Below are 23,036 nucleotides of genomic sequence, written 5' to 3'. Positions count from 1 at the left end.
ATGTTGCCTTGTCAATGAATTAGCTTGAGGTGGTAATGAGGCAGCATATTGTTCGTTTAAAAGAGTGTATGGCGGCAGTTGGCCGCTTTATTAACATGCCGCCCATTTGGCGTCGTCGGCCGGTGTTACACGCAATAGCACCACCTGCAGTAAAGGCGGTTAGCAGCGAACATGCCACTGAGGGTCGTGATGCCGCTGAGCAGGAAGTCCAAGCACTGGAGACCCCAGCGCACGAGACCACCCAGTGCCGAGCCGTGGGTAACCGCCCCTGGCCAGGCTGGAATATGATTGAGCTTGATGGGTTAGAAGGTGATGCGCACGGTGCCGCTACTTTAACGCTCTGCACGCGCCGTCGTACCGTTGAGTACTCGGTCTCACTACGGCCTGGTAAAACCACGAAACGTATTATTTGGGTGCCTGTTGGCGTTCGCGATATCACGCTCTCCTTTAGTGCTTCTACTGAAGCGCTGAGCGCCGCGACCGTGCAGTGGGTATGGTTGACGCCTTGGTTTGCACATAACCGCTTGGCGCGTCGTTTGATTAATAATCATCCCGACTACAAGGGGCTGCGTACCCGCAAGGTGATTAGGCAGTTGCATGTGGCGTCGGTGGCAAAAGGCTGCTGGTGGCGTACAGTGGCACTTGCAGATTATGACCAGACGCACGCCAAACAGCATATTAACGACGATTATGCTCGCTGGATTGAAACGACCGAATGTGAAACCAGTTGTGATGCTCAGCAGCTGATTGCTGACTTGCATTATGCGCCTCTATTTTCTTTGGTGATGCCGGTTACGTTTGACGATTTTCAACGTGGGGAGAAGTACTTTGTTGCCACCATTGACTCGTTAAAAGCGCAAAGTTACTTTTTTTGGGAAGTCATTATTGTACTTTCCGCAGATATTTCGGATGAACAGCGACGCACGTTGGAGCGTTATATTCCTTCGTCTAGCCGTGTCAGCATGATTCGTAGTTATCACCGCACGTATGCCAAATTAGATCATCAGGGGTTCATCCAGACGCATGGCGATGGCGTGATGCGTATTAGTGTTGGCGACCAGCTCGCCAAAGAAGCACTTAGCCAGTTAGCCAATGCGTGGAACGACTATCCAGACGCACAGCTTTTTTATGGCGATGAAGATGTTATTAGTAGCGATGGTGTGCGTTCTAAACCGTCGTTCAAGCCTGATTGGAACCCAGACCTGTTATTGTCGACCAACTATATTGGCCGTTTGGCACTGTATAAGCGCCGGTTGCTATGGCAGCTAGAGGCAGAGCAGGCTGATTTACTGTCACATTTAACGAATCGTGCGGCCGTCGATTATGCGCTGGCGCTGACGTTTTTAATGTGGAAGAGCACTCATGGTACTCCTAGCTCTGTCCACCATCTGCCGAAGATGTTGTACCATCGCAACGCGTTGTTTAGCTATGAATTATCTCAGAAAGATGCAGTCTTCTTGGTTGGCAGTGTCTTGAAACAGCACGTAGCAAGTGCGCAAGCGGTGGTGCATCCAGGACTAACCGAGCATTCTGTACGTATTGAGTGGCCGATTCCTAACCCTGCACCGTTGGTGAGTTTGTTAGTACCTACTCGTAACGGTGTGGATATTTTACGCCCTTGCGTGGATGCTATTTTAGAGCGCACCGCATATACCCATTTTGAGCTATTGATATTAGATAACCAAAGTGATTGCCCTGAAACGCTGGCTTATATGCGTGAGGTAGAGCAGCGTGACCTGCGGGTGCGTATACTGCATTGGGATTACCCTTTCAATTATTCAGCGATTAATAACTTTGGTGCAGCTAACGCCCATGGCAGTATTATTGGTTTGGTGAATAATGATATCGAGCCAGTGAATGAGCACTGGTTGACGGAGATGGTTGGCCAAGTGTGCCGTTCGGAGATTGGCTGTGTGGGGGCAAAGCTTTACTATCCTAATGGGATGTTGCAGCATGGCGGTGTCATCCTTGGGTTAGGCGATGTGGCAGGCCATGCGCATCGCTTTTTCCCTCGTGAAAGCGATGGCTACACAGGTCGCTTGAAAGTCGTTCAAAATTTGTCAGCAGTGACGGCCGCTTGTTTGTTACTGCGTAGGCATGTGTTTAATAATGTTGATGGTTTGAATGAGAAAGACCTTACCGTTGCTTATAATGATGTGGATTTATGTTTGAAAGTGCGGGAAGCCGGGTACCGTAATTTATGGACACCCTTCGCGGAGCTTTACCATCATGAGTCTATTTCACGCGGCGCTGATGACACGCCCACTAAGCGCGCACGTTGGTTAAGTGAAGTTGCTTATATGCGCCGTGTTTGGGGCAAACAGTTAGACAGTGATCCTGCTTATAATCCTAATTTAACGCTGGTGCATGAAGATTTTTCACTCCGCTAACGCCTCCCTTGCGCAAGGTGCTATCGACAACGTTAATGAGACAGGCGTGCGAGGGTGGTGCGCGACCTCTTCATGCGTTTGTATCTCTGTTAATGGCAGCGAGTTTTTTAACGCGTTTTGTTGGCGTGAGAGGCCGGATGTTCAGACTTCCTTGGGTATTGATACCACAGTTGGGTTTAACGCCCCTTTACGCCTACTGCCGGGAGATATTGTTGAAGTTACGTCTGGCGGTCAGCCGTTGCCGGGTAGCCCACAGCGTGTAGGTGCGAATGCTTGGTTGGCGGCACCGTCCAATCATCATACTGCCTTTGCGCCTCTAGCCAGCTTGCTGGAACGCACGGGGGCTAGTCACTTTAAACCTTTCTTCAAGCGTAACGCTGAGTTAACCGCCGTTGCCGTGCGCGGCGATGATTTCCCGGATACCTTGGTTAAACTGGCAGCCACCCCGGCACATATTCAAGATGTGTCGGCCTTTTATGAGCAAGTGATTACGCCATTGGGGTTGCCAGCTCCCGAACTATTACCGCCCTCTAGTACATGGGGGCTCGAGCCTTGTTTGTCGTATGAGTATATCGATGGGGTATCGGTTTCTGGTGCGGTGCTATTGAGTGAATCGGTGCGTCGGCAGGTCATTGATGTATTGGGCCAATTGCATAGCCACTCCATTCCCACTCTACGCCGTGTTAATCAACAGCAGGCTTATCTGGTTGACCTGCAGCGTCTAGTGCTACGGCAGGCGTTGTTGACCTACGATGTTCGCCATGTCCTTTTTATGCTTAAGCTGAGAAGGTGCGTAAAACACCTACCTTGTGTGCTTTCGCATGGTGATCTTCACGCTGGTAACGTGATTGTCACCGAAAAAAGCGACACGGTATGCGTTAGCGAGAAACATGGCAGTGCGAAAGTTCGTAAGCACGCTGTGCTCATTGATTGGGATCGCTGGGGTATGCTCCCTATAGGCTATGACGAAGCTTGTTTTTTAAGAGGGCTGCCGTTTGCACAGGCCCTCAGTTACCTGCCTCACCATGTTGACCTCCGCTTGGGCTTTGCCGTGTTTAGTTATTGGCTTGGTTTAGTTGAGCATGTGAAGTTTCGGTTTACAGAAAGAGCGAAAGAAATAGCACGCTATGTTGAAGGTTCCCTGTGAAGCGCCCTGGCAATTGGCTTGTTCTGAGTGATGGTGCGAAGCCCACAGAAGATATTTATTTTTTAGAGTCGGCGGCCTATTCCCTGCGACAGCAGTGCGTATATATCGAACGTGTTATCGCCTCTCGTTTCTTTGCCGCAGCCCGGTGGAAGGGGAGCGATTTATTACATCGTTACGCCGGAGCAAATCTGTTGCTCTGCCGGTCGTTGCCCCCTAGCTGGCTACGCTGGCTGGCGCGCCATCGCCATGTTTTTGGTTATGTGGTGTATTTGATTGATGACGATATTGCGGCCGCCGCTGACGATACCACGCTGCCTGCGGCGTACCGCCAGCGTATGGCGGACATCGCTAAACGGCAGCCCGCCTTGCTAGCTCTGTGCGATGAGGTAGTGGCCTGTAGCGATGTGTTGGCTGCGCGTTTTTCGTCTGTGCATCAGCATGTATCCGTTTTAACGCCGCCGTTAATTGCTCCTTTGCCGGGGCTTGAGCATTTCGATGAGCCGCCTTCGGTGTCATCCCCCTGGCAGGTCGGTTTTCATGGCACCCGCGCGCATTTGCAGGATCTATTGCACATTACCCCGGCGCTCTGGGCGTTGCTTAACGTACGCCAGGATATTCAGTGTGAGGTAATGCTGGGTAAGCATACGCCTTCGGCACTGGCATCATTGCCTAATACATCAACGCCAGACCCATTGCCCTGGCAGGCTTTTCGCAATTATCAGGCGAACCGGCGGGTGCATATTGGTTTGGCACCGTTATTGCAAACTCCCTTTAACGAGGGGAAGTCGTTTATTAAGTTTTTAGACATCGCGGCAATGGGCGGCGTGGGTGTCTACTCGAATCGTTACCCTTACACAAAGGTGGTGCGCCACGGTGAAAATGGCTTGCTGGTGGGGGATACTCCCGGTGAGTGGCGGGCCGCCCTGCAGCAATTGCTTAATAATCCTGAGGCGACTGCTAACATGGCACAACAGGCAGCGGCCGATGCGCTGCGCGTAGGTGCTCTTCATCACGCGGTTGATTTTTGGCAGGCGCGTCAGCGTTAAGCTTCAGACTTTTGATTTTAAGGGAGTAAATAGAATGGATGCCATTATTCAGGCTTTTTTTGATCAAACTCCAGATGCCAATGTGGCAAAAGAGCGGGTTGCGTTTGGCACCTCGGGCCACCGTGGCCGTGCCACCGAGCGCACATTTAACGAAGCGCACATTATTGCCATCACCCAGGCGGTAGTGGATTACCGCCAAGAAGAAGACTACCAAGGCCCGCTGTTTCTAGGCTTGGATACCCATGCGCTTTCACGCCCCGCCTGGGAGTGCGCGCTGCGAGTGCTAGCCGCCAATAAAGTGCCGGTGATGATCGAAATGGGCCATGGCTATACGGCCACGCCTTTGGTTAGCCACGCGATTTTGCAGCACAACGCGCAGCAGCGTCAGGCAATGCCTGCCATGAAAGCGGACGGCTTGATTATTACGCCTAGCCATAACCCGCCAGAAGATGGCGGTATTAAGTACAACCTCCACCACGGCGGCCCCGCCGATACAGAAGCCACCCAATGGATTGAGCTACGCGCCAATGCGTACTTGCTGCGTCAGCTAAGCGATATTGCGTTAGTGCCGTTGGAAGAGGCGCTTGTCCACGCCCAAGAGTATGACTTCACCGCGCACTATGTAGCGCAGTTGGGTAGCGTGGTGGACATGGCGGCGATTCAAAAAGCCAACTTAACGCTGGGCGTAGACCCCATGGGCGGCACGGCGCTGCCCGTGTGGCAGGCGATTGGTGAGCATTTCGGCCTGAACCTGGAAGTCGTGAACACAACCATTGATGCCAGCTTCAACTTTATGCCGCCCGATCACGACGGCAAGATCCGCATGGATTGCTCCAGCGCGGATGCCATGGCGAACCTGCTAAAAATCAAAGACCGCTTCGATATCGCTTTTGGCAACGACCCGGACGCCGACCGCCACGGCATTGTGGATGCTAACGGGTTGATGAACCCGAACCATTTCTTAGCGGTGTGCGTGGACTATTTAATTAGCCACCGCCCGCAGTGGAGCGATTCACTGAAAATCGGTAAAACGCTCGTCTCGTCTTCGATGATCGACCGCGTTGTGGCCTCGCACAACCGTGAGTTGTTTGAAGTGCCGGTTGGTTTCAAGTGGTTCGTGGATGGCCTGCACGAAGGCTGGCTCGCTTTCGGCGGCGAGGAGAGCGCTGGCGCGAGCCTACTCACCCAAGCAGGCGAAGCGTGGTCCACCGATAAAGACGGCATCGCGCTGTGCTTGCTAGCCGCTGAGATGATGGCCGTTACCGGCAAAACGCCCAGTGAGTATTACCAAACCCTCACCGAACGCTTTGGCGAGCCTTTCTACAAACGTGTTGATACCGCCTGCAGCGCGGAAGAGAAAGCCGCGTTCAAAAACCTCACCGCCGATAGCATCACCGACACCACCTTGGCCGGAGACCCCATCACCGCCGTGTTGGTCAAAGCGCCGGGTAACCAAGCCGCCATTGGTGGTTTGAAAGTCACCACTGAAAACGGCTGGTTCGCCGCCCGCCCCAGCGGCACAGAATCGCTCTACAAAGTGTACGCCGAAAGCTTCAAAGGCCCGCAGCATTTGGATGAGTTGATCGAAAGTGCCACCGCTCTTTTATCAGGCGTATTGAAAGGGTAGTGATGACTCACATAGAAATGATTGACTCTGCCTTTATGGCGGTCGTTGTCATATGCTTGTCAGTATTGATGATCAATATTGAAGTTAGGCGAGCTGGCGTAACGTTTGCATAGTAGATTGAGGTTACGTCGCCTGTTGCTATATCAAGGAAGACTCATGGAAATATCTTCATCAGCGTTGCATCAGCGGGTTTACACGCCCATTAACGCCTTAGCGGCACATGCAGAACATTTGCAAGCGCAATCCCTCAGCGATTTGTTGGAGAATAGCGATGCCGCTCAGCAACGGGCGGCGTCGTTGGCGTACACATTTGGCTCACTGCATATCGACTTTAGTAAACAGCGCCTTACACAGGAAACGCTCTCTTTACTGGTCGCGTGGGCCCAGAGCTGTGGCCTTGAAACGAAACGCCAGGCACTCTTTGCAGGTGCGGAAGTGAACGCTTCTGAGCAGCGCCCGGCATTGCATATGGCCGCTCGTTGGCCAACTAACAAAACAGCGCCCGATGGGATGGAAACCGCAGCGGCTTTTTGCCAGCAGCAGCGTACTAAAATGGCGAGCTTGGTGCAGCGGGTTCACCTAGGCGAATGGTTTGGAGCGACTGGGCAAGCCATCACTGATGTTGTGCATATTGGTGTGGGGGGCTCTGATTTAGGCCCCAAGTTGGTGAGTGAGGCACTGGCTGATCGCCCTAGCCGTGTCAAAGTGGGCGTGCACTATGTCTCGACCATGGATGGGTCGCAGTTACTGCCCTTAATGGAAACATTGAACCCTGCCACAACGCTGCTTGTGCTGGCGTCGAAATCTTTCACGACGGCCGATACGCAGTTCAATGTGCGTTCGGCACTGCTGTGGCTCAGCGATGCGCTTGAAGTGGAAGAGGAGACCATCCGCCGTTATCAACTGCTGGGTGTGTCATCTAAACCCGATAAAATGACTGAGTTTGGTATTCCCCTGGCGCATCAGTTGGAGTTCAAAGAGTGGATTGGCGGCCGATTTTCGCTGTGGTCTCCGATTGGCGTGAGTGTTGCCATGCAGCTTGGGATAGAGCATTTTGATGCTCTGTTGGAAGGGGCACATGCGATGGATCAACATTTCATGGCCGCGCCACTGGAAGCAAACTTACCTACGCTAACGGCCCTTGTAGGGGCTTGGAATAGCCAGTTTTTAAATATCCCTACTCACGCCGTGTTGCCTTACGATGGTCGTCTTAAAAGCTTGGCTGCTTACTTACAGCAGTTAGAGATGGAGTCGAACGGGAAAAGTGTTGGTTTAGATGGCCGCTCAATCAATCATGCGACTTGCCCTATTTTATGGGGCGATGTAGGGCCTAACGCGCAGCATGCGTTTTATCAGTTGCTTCATCAGGGCGGGCATACCGTCAGTGCAGATTTTGTGGCGGTGGCAGACCGTGCGGTTAGCGCTTTCGAGCACGTTAATACGGCGTTAAACGACCAAGAGGCGCTGACGCTGGCGAACTGTTTGGCGCAGTCACAGCTATTTGCGTTAGGAGACGATGCGATACCTCCCGCGTTACGTGGTTATATGGCACAGGGGTATCGAGGCAATCAGCCTAACTCCGTTATACTACTCAAATCTTTAGATGCTTGGTCGATAGGCGCGCTATTGGCGCTATATGAGCATAAGGTGTTTGTTCTATCAGTATTATGGAACATCAACCCTTTTGACCAACCTGGCGTGGAACTCGGTAAGCAATTAGCCAATAGCTTATACCTAACCCTGGCGGGCCAGCCGATTGACCATCAGAATGTAGAAGATCCCGGTACTGCTCAGCTGCTGCGTAAAGTGAGTGAGTGGCGTCAGCAATGTAACGAAAAAGGAAGTAGTCAATGACTCAAGTACGCAAAGCGATTATTCCGGTAGCGGGTTTTGGTACGCGCCTGCTGCCTATCAGTAAGGCGATTCCTAAAGAGATGGTGCCGGTGGTGGATCGTCCTTTGATACAGCATGTGGTGGAGGAAGCGCTTGCGGCGGGTATCAACGAAATCATTTTGGTGACTCGCGCGGGCAAATCAGCGATTGAAGACCACTTCGATGCGCATTTTGAACTCGAGCATTCGCTTGCTAGCAAGGGTAAAGATGCATTGCTGGAAACTCTTTCGGCTATTTCCCCTAAAAAGCTGAAAGTTACCAGCGTGCGTCAACCCAACGCTAAAGGGCTGGGTCATGCTATTTTCTGTGCCGCGCACCTGCTAGATCAAGATGAGCCCTTTGCGGTGATCTTGCCAGATGTCTTGGTCAAGCCGCAGGTAGGCAGCAATGCGTGTGATTTGGGCAGCATGGTCGAGCGCTGGAAAGCCTCTGATGCGTCACAAATCATGGTGGAAGCGGTCCCGCAAGAAGACGTTTACCGTTACGGCATTGTGGATTGCGACGAGCCAGCGGCGGGTGAGAGTGCCACCATGCGCGGCGTGGTAGAAAAACCCAAGCCTGAAGACGCGCCGTCGCGCCTTTCGGTGATTGGCCGCTACGTATTGCCATACCGCATCATGGAGCTGCTACGCGACCAGCCGCCGGGCGCGGGCAACGAAATTCAGCTGACTGATGCCATCGACCGCTTGATGCAGGAAGGGCAAACTGTGCAGGCGTTCCGTATGCACGGCCGCACCTTCGATTGCGGGCACATCGAAGGTTGGCTGCAAGCCAACACCACGCTCGCCCGTGAAGCGGGTTACGACGTTTAATTGCTTGTTAAATGCTAAGTATTTAATGTTAAGCGTTTGAAAACCGTCCTATATGGGCGGTTTTTTATTTTATGGAGGGGCTATGCAGGCATTACTTGAACAGGTTTTGGCCATCGCCAAGCAGGCCGATCGTGCCATTATGGCCGTGTATGGCCGTGAGTTTGATATCACGGTAAAAGTGGATAACAGCCCGCTGACAGAAGCTGATCAGGCAGCTCATAAAGTAATACTGCATGGATTGCAGGCACTGCCACTCCATTACCCGATCCTATCCGAAGAAGACGTAGAAGGCTTTTCAGGTGTTGGTCAAGATGGCCGTTATTGGCTGGTGGACCCGTTGGACGGCACCAAAGAGTTCATCAAGCGCAACGATGAATTCACAGTGAATATTGCGCTGATTGAGCACGGAGAGCCCATTCTTGGCGTCGTCACTGCGCCTGCGTTGGGAACGGCTTATATCGCCGCAGAAGACGTTGGCGCTTTCAGCATCGACGCTCAAGATCAACGCCATGCGATTCAAGTGGCGGGTAAACCCTCACCAGGAGCTGTATGGCGTGTGCTGGGTAGCCGATCCCATTCAAACCCTGCTTTATCAGCTTGGCTGGATAAGCTGGGCGCCTACGATATCCAGCCCCTGGGTAGCTCGCTAAAAAGCTGCCTGATTGCCGAAGGCAAAGCCGACGTGTACCCGCGTTTAGGTCCCACCAGCCTCTGGGACACCGCAGCCGCCCATGCGGTAGTGCGTTACGCTGGAGGACGAGTAGAAACGTTAGAAGGGCAGCCGCTTAGCTACGCAAACCCTTTCAGAACTCTGAATCCTCCCTTTGTAGTATGGGGAAATTGTTAGTTATGCCATAGGTCTTAATTTTACTGAGGGCCTTGGCAAGTCGATATAGCTATGTTTAAGCGCTTATATACCTTTACCACGGCGGCGCCAATGCTGAGTAGCCATGCTGGCGTAGGGTAAGGGACAATATGGCATGACATTCCCTCATATGATGGGAGCCTTATTGATCCAAGGAGCAGACGTGTGAGCATTGAGCAGTTTGGCGTTTATGTGTTGACCATGAGAGACGAGACAAGGATTGCCTCTATCGAGCGCCAAATGTCTCAGTTGGGTATGTCGTTTCAGTACATTGATGCCACGGTCCTGGAGAAAAGCGAGCATGCCGATCTGCCCATCGATAGCGATGCGATTCAAGGGCGATACGGCCGGATGCTCACGAAAGGCGAGGTGAGCTGCTTTGTAAGCCATCGAAGAATCTGGCAGCAAGTGGTGGATGCCGGGAAGCCTTGCGTCATTTTTGAGGACGATGCGCTTATCGAACGAGAACTCCCAGCATTTTTAGATCGTTTGTCAGACACGAATGCCCCGTTCGATGTGGTGTTGTTAGGCCACTCTAAAAAAGATCACCGCCGGAAAACGCTGTATCACTTTTTTGAACCCTTAAAGCGTTGGAGTCCAATAGGGGCCTTTAAGCTCGGGCGCGGCTTCAAAACGTGGCCCTCTGGTGCGGTGGGGTACGTTGTGACACCTGCTGGGGCAACTAGATTGTTAGAGGCCTCTACCACGATCCGCTGTGTGTTGGATGACTGGCCGCACTTTGAAAGTAAGGGCGTTAAGGTACAGGAAGTGAGGCCGTTATTGGTGTGGGAAGATTTCATCAATATCGAAAGTTCGTTAGAGGGAGACCGCCAAACACCTTCGCGTCGTAAGATCTTTTTCATGGCGCGCGTACTGCGAGGATGCCTTCGCCACCTTCAATCTAGGAAGGACGATTGATGATGCCCTTTCGTCGTTCATTAGAAAGACTGCTGCCCTTTATGACGGCGGCAACGCCCGGTGGTTTTCGTATTTTTGTACTGGGTGTGGCTGGTTTCTTTTTAGTCCCTGACAGCGTGGTGTTTTTTTCCACTCAGTACACCTTGGCAGCCTTTTTTGTCATGGTGTCGGGGGTGGGGTTTTCCACTATTTTGATGAAGCGTATGGCCGAGGATGAGCGCTTGGCGATACTGCTGCGGTACGCGGCATCGTGTGTGGTGGTAGGCGGGGGAGTGTCGGCCTTTGCGTTACTGGTGGCGTCTCTGGCCGTTCCTGTCCCGCATTGGCTAGACGTATTTACACTGATCCTTATGACGTCGGTATATCAGGTTTTTCGTAATTATTTAGTCTTTAAGCGCCAATTTTGGAGGCTGTTTTTTTACGATGGCGTCATTGGGTGCCTGTTTATCGCCATGATGCTGCTGATGTTCTTTATTGAAGGGCCGCTCCATGCAGATCAGTTGTTGAACGTATTATCGATCTCATACGCGTTGGCCTTCGTCATGTTTGTGGGTGTATTGGTTTTCAAAGAGGGCAACACTCGTGTCTCTGGTGACACGCTGTTCATCGCGCCCAGCGATTTAGTGTCGAGTTTGGTGGTTGGTTTTTCCAACGCGGCGAGTAGTGGCGTCGGTTTCATTTTGCCCTCGCTGTTTATCGCGCTCGGTGGAAACGATGTCGCCATTGTGGCATCGCTGTGTGCGGCGGTCTTCAGTGCCATGTCGGCTTTACCGAGAGGGTTGATCAACAATCGTGCCGCTGCGCTTTCTAGAATGGTCATGGCGCGTGATTATGCGCGTTCGGTCGTGGTGCCGCTTCGTCAAAAAATCCATGCCTTGGTCGCCGCTTTGGTGCCTGCGCTGTCGCTGACGATCATCGCGTATTTTTATCTTTTTGGCGCGGTCAACGATATTGGCTTGGTGCTATTTTTCGTTGCAGCGTTTGCATTTAACGTGGCGACCGGGCAGCTCGGTGTGATCGAGTCAGTACTGATTAATTTTTGCGGCTATGAGCGCTTATCACTGGCATTCAATATGGTGGTTTTTTTACTGGTATTGCTCGTGTTCGGCATCGTGCGATTAATGCCGCAAGCCCAGGAGTGGGTGTTCATTATTTATGCAGTGCCTGTGGTACTCGGCGTGATCAACATCTTACGGCTGTTTTGGTATCGAAAGATGGTGCTCCGCTATTTTGCATCCACCCGTTAGCAATGCCGAAGGTGGCGCTGGGAGTTGATGATTCACGGCGGCTTGGTCAGGCGGCTAGCACTGCCCCCGCGGGAGCCTACGCCGCGCTAAAATGCTGCCCACTCACCACTCACCACTCACCACTCACCACTCACCACTCACCGTTTCTCCAAACTCTCTACGGAAAGCTCAACGTGTTGCGGCCGTTGGAGGACGTTCAGCAACACGATGGCGCGCTCTTCACCCTTACAGCGGGTGAAGATGGCTTCTAGGTCTTTGAAGGGGCCGTCGGTGATGGTGACTTTTTCTCCGGCAGTGAAGTAGCTGTGGCTACCTTCTTGGCGGTGGGGTTGGGCGCGTAAGGTCTCTACAAGCGCGTCGGGCACGGCGATGGGGGTGTTGCCGAAGGTGAGTAGGCGCAGTACGCCCCGGGTAGAGCGAATGGGACGCCAGTTGCTGACGACCTGGTCTAATCGAATAAACAGGTAATAGGGGAACAGCGGCTCGGTGACGGTGGTGAGCTTCCCTTGGCGTTTGCGTTTTACATCCAACACTGGATGAAACACCTCGTAACCTTGGTTCGAAAGATGCTCCGCCGCGCGAAAGGATTCGCTCCCTTTGCACTGAATGACGTACCAGTGGGCAGTGCTGGTCTCGGTTGCTTCTACTACCATTGACTACCTTTCCTATTGCCCGGTGGCTCCCTAGGTTAACGTACCACCTTCCAGGCGGCTATCGCCGCCCTCGCGGGTGCCTCTTTCGCTCGATGCTCTCGCTCTTTCGTTACGCCGCGCTACGGTGTTACCACTCACCACTCACCACTCACCACTCACCCGTCACATCCCTTTCGCCATCAACTTTTCAAGCACGTCCAACGTCTCGTCGATGTGTGCTTGGGTGTGTTCGCAGGAGAGGAAGAAGCGCAGGCGGGCGCTTTTTTCCGGTACGGCGGGGTACAGAATGGGCTGAACGTTGATGTCTTGCTCCAGCAGCGCGTTGGAGAGGTGCGCGGCCAGGGGCGAGCTGCCGACGATGATGGGCACCACGGCGGAGCCGATGCTGTGGCCTGTGTCCATGCCACGGGCTTGGGCTTGCTCTAAGAAGTAGCGGGAGATTTCCTGCAGTTTGGCGACGCGCTCGGGTTCCTGGGGCATGAGCTCCAGCACTTTGAGCGAGGGGGCGGCCACTTGCGCGGGCATGCCGACGCTGTACAGAAAGCCCGGTGCGAAGTAGCGCAGCGTTTCCACTAACGCCGTGTTGCCAGCAATGTAGCCGCCGCAGCCAGAAAGCGTTTTACTCATGGTGCCCATCCAGATATCGACATCGGTGGGGTCAATGGCAAAATGTTCCCGCAGGCCGAGGCCGGTTTCTCCCATCACGCCGAAAGAGTGGGCTTCATCGACCATTAGCCAGGCTTGATGGCGCTGTTTGAGGGCGATAAAACGCGGCAGATCGGGGATGTCGCCGTCCATGCTGTAGAGCCCTTCGATCACTATCAACACACGCTCGAACTGGTGGCGGTGTTGGGTGAGCAGTGCTTCCAGGGCGTCCGGATCGTTATGGCTAAACGACATGCGCTTGGCACCAGAGAGCTGTGCGCCCACCAACGAGCTGTTGTGAATATACTCGTCGTGCAGAATGAGATCTTTTGGGCCGAGCAGATAGCCAAGGGTAGACACATTGGTTGCGTGGCCGCTGACGAACGCGACGGCATCCTCTACGGCGTAGGCCTTGGCAATAGCACGCTCTAGCTCACCATGAATAGGGCGCTCCCCTGAGACCACACGGCTGGCTGAGACAGAGGTGCCATAGTGGGCGGCTGCATCACTGGCGGCTTGAACAACACGCGGGTCTCCGGAGTAGCCCAGGTAGTTGTAGCTGGCGAAGTTAATGCAGGTGCGGCCATCCATCACGCTGGTCGCCCCGGCAAGGCCGTCGTGTACCTTGAAGAAGGGCACTTTCAGGCCAAGCTGTTTAGCGCCTTCGCGCAGCAGCATGAGCTGTTGATAGCCCGGGTGGGCATCAAAGCGTGTAAAGCGCTCAGGAATAGAACGGGCTGCCCCCGCGCCTTGGGCGCTGGGGGCAGAGGGACTGGCGGCTCTGGCGGTGGGGCGCTTGCGCGCTTGCTCCAGAAGTTGGCGTTTTAACTCAGAACGCTTGGCGGTCATGGTGTCTCGGTCGCAGGGGATGATGCTGGCTCACTATTAAGGCCATCCGCACCGTGGCGGGCGGCCAGAGAGGCTAACGCATCTTGTGGCGACTCTTCAACATCCTCATCGTGCTGGTGCAGTTTTTGAATCAACACGCCCGCGAGCTTATCAAGCGTAGACGCTTCGCTGAGCACCATCACCGGTACCTGAACGCCTAGACGGTTCTCGATCGCGGTCATCAGCTCGACCCCCATGAGCGAGTCGAAGCCCATGTCATAAACCGAGCGGTTCACGTCGATCTTCTCTTCGTCGATCAGCAGAATGCTGGCAAGCTCGGCGCGCAGCAGTTCGGTAATCGTGCTGTGCAGTTCTTCTGGCGAGAGATCCGCCAGCAGCGCGCTGATATCGTCATCGCTATCCAGGCTGCCGTCGTCGTCGCTGGCGCGGGCAATCTCATCGAAGCGCGGCGCGCTGGAGGTGGGCAGGAAACGCGCAAGGGCTCCCCACTCCAGTTCCAGTACGCCCAGGCTTGGCCCGGGCGTCAGCAGCATTTGCTCGAGCACATTGAGCGCATCGTCGGAGCGCAGTGCCGATCCGCCCAGGCGCTCTTGCAGTGCGTCACGGGTGCGGGTGTTACGCGCCAAGAAACCAACGTCGTCAATCGCGCCCCAGCGTACGCAGGTAGCTGGTAGGCCTTGCGAACGGCGGCGAGCCGCAAATGCTTCGAGCCAATGGTTAGCGGCCACATAGTTGGCTTGGCCTGGGTTACCAAACAGCGTGGTCGCCGATGAATAGAGCACGAAGAAGTCGAGGGCTTCGTTGGCTGTCAGCGCTTCCAGGTGTTTGGCGCCGTCGATCTTCGGTGAGAGCACTTTTTGAATGCGCTCGGCATCCAGGTTGCGAATCAGACCGTCGTCGATCACCGTGGCGGCATGCACGATGCCACGCAGCGGGTTTAGCTCGCTTTTCGCACGTTCCAGCACCTTGGCCAGCGCATCGCGGTTGGTGATGTCGCAAGCCGCTGCCAGCACTTTCACGCCTTGGGCTTCGAAGGCTGCCACGGCCGCTTGGGCTTCATCGCTGGCCGGGCCGCTGCGGCTGAGTAGAATCAGCTCCCGCGCGCCTTTATCTACCAGCCATTGCGCAGTTTTCAGACCAAACCCGCCCAGGCCGCCGGTCACCAAGTAACTGGCATCGCTGGGTAATGCCATGCGGGCGGTGCCTAGCTGCTCTTGGCGTGGCGGGGCAATGGGCTGTTCGTAAGTCACCACCACCTTGCCGATCTGGCGCGCCTGCTGCATGTAGCGGAAGGCATCGATGACTTGGCTGTGGCTAAAGGCGGTAAACGGTAGCGGGCTGAGCGTGCCGTCGTTGAACAGCGCCATCATTTCGCCGAACAGACGCTGGGTGAGGGCGGGCTGCACCTTCATGAGCTGGTCGGAATCGATCCCGAAGTAGCTCAGGTTGTTGCGGAACGGGCGCAGGCCGATATGGGTGTTTTCATAGAAGTCGCGCTTGCCTAGCTCCAGGAAACGACCGAACGGGCGCAGAGCGCGCAGGTTCTGGTTGATGGCTTCACCGGCCAGGGAGTTAAGGACGATATCAACGCCTTCACCCTGGGTATCTTCGAGGATCTCTTCCGCGAAGGTAAGCGAGCGGGAGTCGTAAAGGCGCTCTTCGCCCATCAGGCGTAGGAAGTCGCGCTTCTCTTCCGACCCCACCGTGGCGTAAATCTCAGCCCCCATCCACTGGGCGATTTGCAGCGCGGCAATACCTACACCGCCTGCTGCGCCGTGAATCAGCACTTTTTCGCCGGGTTCTAGGCGAGCCAGATGCTTCAGCGCGTAGTACACGGTAAAGAACGTGGTCGGAATGGTGGCCGCAGCGGCGTAGCTCACGCTGTCGGGCAGCGGAGCCACGGCGTGCTGGCTAGCCACCAGGCGGTCGCTGAAGCTGGCGGGGCCAAAGCCCACAACGCCTTGGCCGGGTGTCAGGTGGTGCACGTTACTGCCCACGGCAACGACTTCGCCGGAGAACTCAAGACCTAGAGTAGGGCCAGCAAAGCCGTTCTCAATCGCTTCATCTGAGAGCAGGCCCAGGGTGTACATCACATCGCGGAAGTTGAGGCCGGTTGCTTTGACGCGCACTTCGACGTCATCCGCGCCTAGCTCCGGTAGCTGGCGCGGCCGCCACTGTAGCTGGCGCAGTTGGCCGGGCAGGGTAAAGCCCAGCGTCATGGCTTGGCGTGGCGCTTCGCTGTCGGCGGTTTGCGGATGCGGCGCAGGCAGCGTTCGTAGGCGCGTGGCGAAGCGGGTGCCTTCCTGGGTAATCACCAGCTCGTTTTCGCTATCCGGTTCAGCGATAGAGGCTGCCGCGATGGCTAACGCGGCGGCGCTGGGGGTATCCGGCAGGTCAATGAGGGTGACGCTGTGGCCCACGGCTTCGTTGGCCAGCGAACGGCCAAAGCCCCATAGTGCGGCGTCATCGGCACGTTGATAGCCTTGAGTGGCTAGCCATAGCGTCACGGCACTGCCTTGCGCTTCCAGGCCGCTGGCTTCTAGCGCCAATGACCACTGCTGCGCGCCAAAGCAGCGTTGGGTTTGGGCTGTCGTGGCCGTGCTACCCAGTTCACGCAGGTCAAGCACGTTCAATGCCGCAGGTGTTTCGGGCAGGTCGGCAAGCGCTTCGTTGAGTAGCGTTTGCGGCGCTGCATCGCTGATGCGAAGCCATACGCTGTGGCCTGCATGGCTACTCAGCTGTTCGGCCAACGCTGCCGCGAGCGCTTCTTGCTGAGCGTTGGCCACCAGCAGCGTTTGGGTGCTGGATGCCTGAACGTTGGCATCGTTGTGCTCTGTTTGTTGCGCGTGCAGCAGGTAAGCGCCGCTCTCTTCTAACTCGATAGGCGCGGAGACGCTCAGTCCCTGGCTGCTCAACCACTCGATGAGTGTGCTTTGTTCCAGCGCGGCTTGATCAATGCCCGGCGTTGCCAGCAGATCGTCCAGCCAGCGGCTTGGATGAAGACCAATCACCATGATCTGCGCGCCTGAGGCCAGTTGAGCGGGCAGGGCGTCGATCAGCTGGCGTGTGCGCTCAGGCTGGGTGACATCCGCACTTACAAAGGCAAGCTGCGCTTTTTGCGCGGCTGCCAATGCCGGTAGCGCTTCGTCTAACGGCTGAATATCCATTAGCGGGTAGCGCTCTTGCAGCTGTTCCGCTTGGTGGCGCGCCGTGTCGCTGGTGGTGAGCGCGCGGTAGCGATAGCGGTCGCTCACCCCTGGCTCGCCGTGGGCAAGCTGCTCTAGCAGGCGCTGGCCTAGCGCGGGCGCACAGGGGCCTGCTTCCAGCAGATTGAGACGTTGTCCATCCGGTAGGGTGGCCAGCGAGGCGTCCATCAGCGCGCCTAGCTCGCGCGCCAGTACTTGCCAGCCATTTTCACCGATCAGTACCCGGTTGATGCCAGCCAAGTGCTCGGAAGTAATGCCCAGGCTTTCCAGCGTATCGCTGCCGTTGAGCAGCGGTTCACGGTGCAGGCCCAAACGGCCCACAGCGTGAATGGGCGCGAAGTAGTCGGGGTAATCCTGTACCAGTAGCTGCCAAATGGTTTCTGGTGCCAATGACGCTTCGTCATCTTGAACGGGGCTGGTGCCCTGTTGTGCAAAGGCTTCGCTCAGGCTATCCAGCAGCGGCGCGACTTCTTGCGCATAGCGCTGGCCGGTGCTGGCGGTATAGGCATCGCTTAACCCCATCAAGCGCGTTAAGGCGTCCGCAGGCAGCGGCAGCGCGGCGGCTTGCAACGGGGCAGGGGTGAGCTCTACATCCAGGTAGCTGAAGTGCTGGTGGTGCGCTCGGTTCAGGCGAATGGCCTTGAAGCGTGTCTGGCTTAGCACGGCGACGGCGCGGCCTTGGGCATCAAATAACTCAAAATCGGCCGTGAAGGAGTGCGGGGCACGTTTGCCCATCACCGCACGGGCCAGCACTGGCGCGCCTGTCTCGGCATTAACCTGAATACGACCCACGCGCACCGGTACAAAGGCGAGCTGGGCGGCAAATTCACTGTGCTGTGCCAGCAGCGGAATAAACATCTGGAAGGCGCTATCCAGAATGCCGGGATGCACATGCAGCGTATCTAACTGTTCAGCCACCGCCTCGGAGAGTTTGATTTCACCAATGACGCTATCGCCCTCAATCCAGCCGCGTTGAATGGCTTGGAACGCAGGGCCATAGTGCAGGCCGATACGTTCGGCCATGTGCAGGTGCTCATCCAGGGTGTAGTCGGCGTCTCGCTGAGGCAGCGCTGGCGCTTGGCGATTGAGCAGGAAGCCACGGCTTTCGCGCATGCGGCGCGCCACGGCATTGAGCTGCCACTCGCTTCCCGTGGCGGGCTCGCGGGAGAGAATCTCCAGGCAACCATCATCGGGGTCTAGGGTAAGGCGCATGGTGCGGCCGTTAGGGCCGTCCAGCAGCAGCGGGGCGCGAATTTCCAGCTCTTCGATATCCAGAACTGGCGTCTCTTTCTGCTGCAGCGCGGCGGCAAGCGCGAGTTCTACAAACCCGGCGCCGGGGAAGACCGCGCCTTCACCTACCACGTGGTCGGCAAGCCAGGGCTGCCGCTTGGTGTCTAGCTGGCTTTCCCAGGTGTGCTCTTGCTGCGCTAATGGGTAACCCAGCAGTGGGTGCTGGTAATAGCGTGATAGCAGGCCTTGGCCGTCGTTGGTGCCTTGAACCCATAGGTGAGTGCGCTGCCATGAGTAGCGGGGCAGCAGGACGCGCTGGCCCTCTACCGGGAAGAAGCGCTGGCTGTTGACGCTTAATCCGCTGAGTAGCAGCTGGCTGAGCGTGCGGTTCAAGCCGTCTAACCCAGGCTTGTGGCGCTCAATGGTGCCGAACACTAGGCCGCTGCGCTCTTGCTGGCGCAGCGATTCGTTTAGGTAGCGGCGCAAGATCGGGTGCGCGCCGACTTCGACGAAGACGTTGTAGCCTTGCTCAATCAATGCGGTGGCGGCGCTATCGAACAGCACTGGCTCGCGAATATTGAGCCACCAGTAGTGGGCATCCAGTTTCGTGACTTCACTGAGCGCGCCTGTCACCGTAGAGAAATAGGGGATCTGTGTGGCTTGGGGCTTGATGTCCGCAAGAGCATCAACCACGCCTGCCTGGATGCTATCCATGGCGGGGCTATGGAAGGCGTAATCCAGCGGCAGCCGCTTGGCAAAGGTGCCCTCGGCGCTCAGCGCTGCCTCTAGCTCGCTGAGCTGGTCTCGGTCGCCTGCCAGGGTAATGCCTTTGGGGCTATTAATACCTGCTAGGCTTACGCGGTCAAATGCTGGTTTGGCAAGCCAAGGGGCGATCTCTTCAGCGCTCATCGCCACTGCGGTCATCTCACCCAAGCCACGGGTTTTGCCTTGGAAATCGCTGCGGTAATAGATGACTTTGACCGCATCTTCCAGGCTGAGCGCGCCGGAGGCCCAAGCGGCGGCAACTTCGCCCACGCTGTGACCAAATACGGCAGCAGGGGTAATGCCTTGGGCTTTTAACCACTCGGTGAGCGCCACTTGCAGAGCAAACAGCGCAGGCTGGGCGATTTCGGTGCGTACGAAGCGGCTCTCTTCACCTTCTAGCTGGTTACGGCCTGCTAATTCGTCACGCAGTGAAAAGCTGCCGTAGCGCTGGAACAGGGCATCGACGCGGTCAATGGCAGCAGTAAAGTCGGCGTCGGTATCCAACAGGTCGTGGCCCATGGTTTCCCACTGGCAGCCGTTACCGTCATAAACGAACACCGGGCCCCTGGCGTTGGCGAGGCGCTCCAGCGTCATGACCTGGCTGGCTTCGCCTTCAGCAAACTGACGCAGTGCCGTGGCTGCTTCTTCTGCACTGCTGGCGAAGCAGAGTGCGCCGTGGCTGTGCTGCTCACGGTGATGGAACAGCGTATGGGCGATATCGTAAAACCCTTGGCCAGCTTCCTGGAGGTGCTTAGACAGCGCAAGGGCGTTTTCCGTTAGCGCTGCTTCGCTACGGGCGCTTAAACGAATGGGCAGCGGGGTATCCGGTGTTTGGCGAGGCGCTGCGGTTTTTTCCGGTGCGCTTTCCAAAATCACGTGGGCGTTAGCACCACCAAAGCCAAACGAGTTAATGCCAATCACCAAGCGGCCTTCGGGTTTTAGCGGCTGGGCTTTAGTGACCACGCTTAAATTCCACTCATCGAATTTGATGCGTGGGTTCAGCTTACGAATGCCGATGGTCGCGGGGACTTCACGGTGCTGTAGGCTGTACAGTGCTTTCGCAAGCCCGGCGACGCCTGAGGCGGTTTCCAGGTGGCCTACGTTACTCTTCACCGAGCCGATCAGCAGCGGCGTTTGGCGATGTTTGCCAATCGCTTCGCCAATGGCGCGGGTTTCAATCGGGTCGCCTACGGCGGTACCGGTGCCGTGGGCCTCTAAGTAATCGATTTCATCCGGAGAAATGCCCGCTTGTTCATAGGCGCGGCGCATTAGATCCGTTTGGGCGCTGGGGTTCGGCACCGTCAGGCCTGATTTATGGCCATCGGTGTTGACCGCTGAGCCCGCGACCACGGCCAGAATGTTATCGCCATCTGCGACGGCTAGGTCGTAGTCCTTGAGCAGGAATAGGCCAGCCCCTTCAGAGCGCACGTAGCCGTTGCCCGCTTCATCGAACACTTGGCAGCGGCCGGTGGGCGAGAGCATGCTGGCTTTAGAGAAAATGATAAAGCCGTAGGGATGCAAGTGCAGGCTGATACCGCCCGCCAGTGCCATGGTCGTTTCACCGCTGCGAATGGATTGGCAAGCCTGGTGAAACGCCACCATGGAGGACGAGCACGCGGTGTCCAGCGACATGCTGGGGCCATGCAAGTCAAACACATAAGAAAGGCGGTTGGAGGCGATGCTCGAGGTGTTGCCCGTGGCGGTCGAAGCATCAATAGCCGACATGTCATCGGCTAAACGGTAAGAGTAGTCAAGACTGGCGACGCCCAGGAAAACGCCGCACTGGCTGCCACGCAGAGTGCTGGGCACAATGCCGGCGCTTTCCATGGTTTCCCAGGCGAGCTCCAGCAGCATGCGCTGCTGCGGATCCATATTGGCCGCTTCGCGTGGGGAAATACCGAAAAACTCTGCGTCGAACCCGCTGATATCGCCCAGGCTACCCGCAGCAAAGGTAACGCTGGTGCCTGGATGGCGTTTATCAGGGTGCCAAAAGGCATCATGGCTCCAGCGATCTGGGGCCACTTGGGTGACGAGGTCTTTTTCGGCTTGCAGGTCTTGCCAGAACGTTTCAGGGGTGGTGCCGGGGAAACGATGGGCGGCGCCGATGATGGCCACACGTTTAGTCATTCTTGCTCCTGAGGTTCTGGTTCTGCCTTGATCACATCGTTACTTATATCGCGTCCAAACACTTGTTTAAATAGCCGGACGCCAAGTTCGTTGGCTGCTATTCCCTGCGGCGGTTGCTCGGCAGGTATTTGGTCAGGCGGTGTTGGTTGCGTTGACCATATCATGTATGGGGTGCTGCCCGTAGGGGGCATGAAGTACCCATACGCATCGGGCAGTATAGGGATGTGGTCGCCATACCAGCCCAGTATTCCAGGCCTCGTGCTCTCGTTTAGCGCTGTTTTAACGCTTGCCAGCATTTGATCAGCTTCACCTAAATGGTGCAAGTAAACGGCGAGCTCCCGCAGATGGCCTGGAAGCGGCCACGCGGCGTTCGGCAGCGTGTCGGCCAAACGTGCCTGTTGGGGCGCTTCCAGATGCAGCGGGCCGTGGTTTTCCATGGTGATCACAAAAATAAATAGCGGCCTATTATCGTCATCTTTCAGCAGGCGTCCAACCTTTCGTGCCACCGCTCGGTCGCCTATGTACTGCCCGTGCTTATCGCTGCTGCTAAACGCGCTGATATCGATAAAGGTATCAAAGCCTAGCTGCGGAATGACCTTATCGCGCATGTAAAAGGTAGCGGGGTAAGGGTGCACGCAAATAGTGCGGTAATCCTGCGCGCGAAAAGCGCTCGCCACGCTGGGCAGCGGGTGGCGGCTTAGCGTGCGGTAGGGGTTGAATTGTCGTGGGCCCCAATCGTTGGGTGTCAGGCCTGTTAGCACCGCGCACTCGGTGCGTACGGTATTGGCGCCCCAAGCAGGTACGCTCAACTCACCCTTTTCGACGGCCTCGGTAAAGGTGATATCGAAGTGTTGTAGTAGCGAAGGGGCGACCTCTGGGCACCAGGGGCGCGGATCGAAAAATGATTCGCTCTGAACCAAAACCACATTGGGTAGCGTGGCGCTGTCCTGGGGGGCGGCCGCCGCCTGCTGGCTGGCAGCGGTGTAGGGCGATGTCGAGGGATCAGGTGGTGACGAACGCATTAACGCTACACCGTAGGCCCAAAGGCTAGCATGTAGCCCAACACGGTGAAGGTCATCCACGGGTTGGAGGGAAACGGCTGCCAGTGAGCGTAACCCAATCCCCAGCAGCAGTGCGCCCAGCCCAATGAGTAATACGGTGCTTTGCAAAAAGAGCGCAGCGTCCCATTGGCTAATCAGCGATGATTCCAAATAGAGGAAGCTGCCTATGGCGATGGCCCCCACGCTGCTGGCAGCGATGGCGAGGCCAATGCCAAAAAAGGGAACATAAAGGCGTGGGTGCAGAATGGCGTCCCAAAAGTACTCAAAGTCGTGGCAAATAAACGGCTCGTTGAGCGTTTTGGACTTGGTATTGCTCGATTGAATCACTACCAGTTGTAGTGAAAGCACAAAGACCACGGCAAACCAGGGGCGCTGAAGTAGCAGCGTGAACATCCCAAACAGCAGTAACCAGCTGCCTAAGTGGATGGTGTTCGCGGCGATGGAGCGCTTCCAGAGGGGAGTAGGCCTTGGAGATAGCAGCGCTTCAAACGCTAAGCTGCCCAATAGCCCCACCAATAATGGCAGGCTAAGCGACACTAATAGGCTGGAGAGCAT

General features: G+C 56.0%; 13 protein-coding genes. 9 read left to right on the top strand and 4 right to left on the bottom strand.

The features are described 5' to 3' along the window. Window positions 1-35 precede the first annotated feature (35 nt). The 9 genes from AB6K10_RS16475 to AB6K10_RS16435 all read left to right on the top strand — a co-directional run bounded on the left by AB6K10_RS16475 (window position 36) and on the right by AB6K10_RS16435 (window position 11,945). Window positions 36-2,390 (top strand): glycosyltransferase, encoded by a 2,355-nt coding sequence (locus tag AB6K10_RS16475; protein WP_339119340.1) that lies wholly within the window; start codon window positions 36-38, stop codon window positions 2,388-2,390. Next, window positions 2,368-3,537, top strand: coding sequence for an aminoglycoside phosphotransferase family protein (locus AB6K10_RS16470; protein WP_339119339.1), 1,170 nt, complete (start codon window positions 2,368-2,370; stop codon window positions 3,535-3,537). The genes AB6K10_RS16475 and AB6K10_RS16470 overlap by 23 nt, the downstream gene beginning before the upstream one ends. Then, entirely contained in the window at window positions 3,534-4,583 is a 1,050-nt protein-coding gene (locus AB6K10_RS16465) for a glycosyltransferase (protein ID WP_339119338.1), read from the top strand. The genes AB6K10_RS16470 and AB6K10_RS16465 overlap by 4 nt, the downstream gene beginning before the upstream one ends. A 34-nt stretch (window positions 4,584-4,617) precedes the next feature. Beyond that, a complete protein-coding gene (gene pgm / locus AB6K10_RS16460) occupies window positions 4,618-6,210 on the top strand; it encodes a phosphoglucomutase (alpha-D-glucose-1,6-bisphosphate-dependent) (RefSeq protein ID WP_339119337.1) in 1,593 nt (530 codons plus the stop codon). Between the two features lie 156 nt (window positions 6,211-6,366). Continuing rightward, window positions 6,367-8,064, top strand: coding sequence for a glucose-6-phosphate isomerase (gene pgi, locus AB6K10_RS16455; RefSeq protein WP_339119336.1), 1,698 nt, complete (start codon window positions 6,367-6,369; stop codon window positions 8,062-8,064). Next, on the top strand, window positions 8,061-8,915 hold the full coding sequence (locus tag AB6K10_RS16450; protein WP_339119335.1) for a UTP--glucose-1-phosphate uridylyltransferase: 855 nt from the start codon (window positions 8,061-8,063) through the stop codon (window positions 8,913-8,915). Before pgi ends, AB6K10_RS16450 begins: the two co-directional genes overlap by 4 nt. An 82-nt stretch (window positions 8,916-8,997) precedes the next feature. Beyond that, window positions 8,998-9,762: a 3'(2'),5'-bisphosphate nucleotidase CysQ gene (gene cysQ, locus AB6K10_RS16445; protein WP_339119626.1), complete on the top strand. Its 765-nt coding sequence runs from the start codon at window positions 8,998-9,000 to the stop codon at window positions 9,760-9,762. Between the two features lie 183 nt (window positions 9,763-9,945). Next, on the top strand, window positions 9,946-10,698 hold the full coding sequence (locus AB6K10_RS16440) for a glycosyltransferase family 25 protein (RefSeq protein WP_339119334.1): 753 nt from the start codon (window positions 9,946-9,948) through the stop codon (window positions 10,696-10,698). A 203-nt stretch (window positions 10,699-10,901) separates the two neighbouring features. Further along, window positions 10,902-11,945 (top strand): hypothetical protein, encoded by a 1,044-nt coding sequence (locus AB6K10_RS16435; protein WP_339119333.1) that lies wholly within the window; start codon window positions 10,902-10,904, stop codon window positions 11,943-11,945. A 137-nt stretch (window positions 11,946-12,082) separates the two neighbouring features. Here the strand turns inward: AB6K10_RS16435 and rfaH are convergent, their stop codons facing one another. The 4 genes from rfaH to AB6K10_RS16415 all read right to left on the bottom strand — a co-directional run bounded on the left by rfaH (window position 12,083) and on the right by AB6K10_RS16415 (window position 23,036). Beyond that, a complete protein-coding gene (gene rfaH / locus AB6K10_RS16430; protein WP_339119332.1) occupies window positions 12,083-12,598 on the bottom strand; it encodes a transcription/translation regulatory transformer protein RfaH in 516 nt (171 codons plus the stop codon). A gap of 162 nt (window positions 12,599-12,760) precedes the next feature. Beyond that, window positions 12,761-14,092 (bottom strand): aminotransferase class I/II-fold pyridoxal phosphate-dependent enzyme, encoded by a 1,332-nt coding sequence (locus AB6K10_RS16425; protein WP_253015788.1) that lies wholly within the window; start codon window positions 14,090-14,092, stop codon window positions 12,761-12,763. After that, the gene (locus tag AB6K10_RS16420; RefSeq protein ID WP_339119331.1) at window positions 14,089-21,420 is read right to left on the bottom strand and encodes an SDR family NAD(P)-dependent oxidoreductase; all 7,332 of its coding nucleotides are present in this window, start codon (window positions 21,418-21,420) and stop codon (window positions 14,089-14,091) included. Before AB6K10_RS16420 ends, AB6K10_RS16425 begins: the two co-directional genes overlap by 4 nt. Then, on the bottom strand, window positions 21,417-23,036 hold the full coding sequence (locus AB6K10_RS16415; RefSeq protein WP_339119330.1) for an LTA synthase family protein: 1,620 nt from the start codon (window positions 23,034-23,036) through the stop codon (window positions 21,417-21,419). Before AB6K10_RS16415 ends, AB6K10_RS16420 begins: the two co-directional genes overlap by 4 nt.

The sequence above is a fragment of the Halomonas sp. BMC6 genome (assembly GCF_964204995.1).
Taxonomy (GTDB): domain Bacteria; phylum Pseudomonadota; class Gammaproteobacteria; order Pseudomonadales; family Halomonadaceae; genus Vreelandella.
This window is presented reverse-complemented; position numbering and strand designations above follow the sequence as displayed.

Excerpts from the sequence above, each read along its gene's own strand:
- AB6K10_RS16420 (WP_339119331.1), bottom strand. The coding sequence starts at position 21,420 with ATGACTAAACGTGTGGCCATCATCGGCGCCGCCCATCGTTTCCCCGGC.
- AB6K10_RS16470 (WP_339119339.1), top strand. The coding sequence starts at position 2,368 with ATGAAGATTTTTCACTCCGCTAACGCCTCCCTTGCGCAAGGTGCTATC.
- AB6K10_RS16415 (WP_339119330.1), bottom strand. The coding sequence starts at position 23,036 with ATGCTCTCCAGCCTATTAGTGTCGCTTAGCCTGCCATTATTGGTGGGG.
- AB6K10_RS16435 (WP_339119333.1), top strand. The coding sequence starts at position 10,902 with ATGGCCGAGGATGAGCGCTTGGCGATACTGCTGCGGTACGCGGCATCG.
- AB6K10_RS16425 (WP_253015788.1), bottom strand. The coding sequence starts at position 14,092 with ATGACCGCCAAGCGTTCTGAGTTAAAACGCCAACTTCTGGAGCAAGCG.
- pgi (WP_339119336.1), top strand. The coding sequence starts at position 6,367 with ATGGAAATATCTTCATCAGCGTTGCATCAGCGGGTTTACACGCCCATT.
- cysQ (WP_339119626.1), top strand. The coding sequence starts at position 8,998 with ATGCAGGCATTACTTGAACAGGTTTTGGCCATCGCCAAGCAGGCCGAT.
- AB6K10_RS16450 (WP_339119335.1), top strand. The coding sequence starts at position 8,061 with ATGACTCAAGTACGCAAAGCGATTATTCCGGTAGCGGGTTTTGGTACG.
- AB6K10_RS16475 (WP_339119340.1), top strand. The coding sequence starts at position 36 with ATGAGGCAGCATATTGTTCGTTTAAAAGAGTGTATGGCGGCAGTTGGC.
- rfaH (WP_339119332.1), bottom strand. The coding sequence starts at position 12,598 with ATGGTAGTAGAAGCAACCGAGACCAGCACTGCCCACTGGTACGTCATT.
- pgm (WP_339119337.1), top strand. The coding sequence starts at position 4,618 with ATGGATGCCATTATTCAGGCTTTTTTTGATCAAACTCCAGATGCCAAT.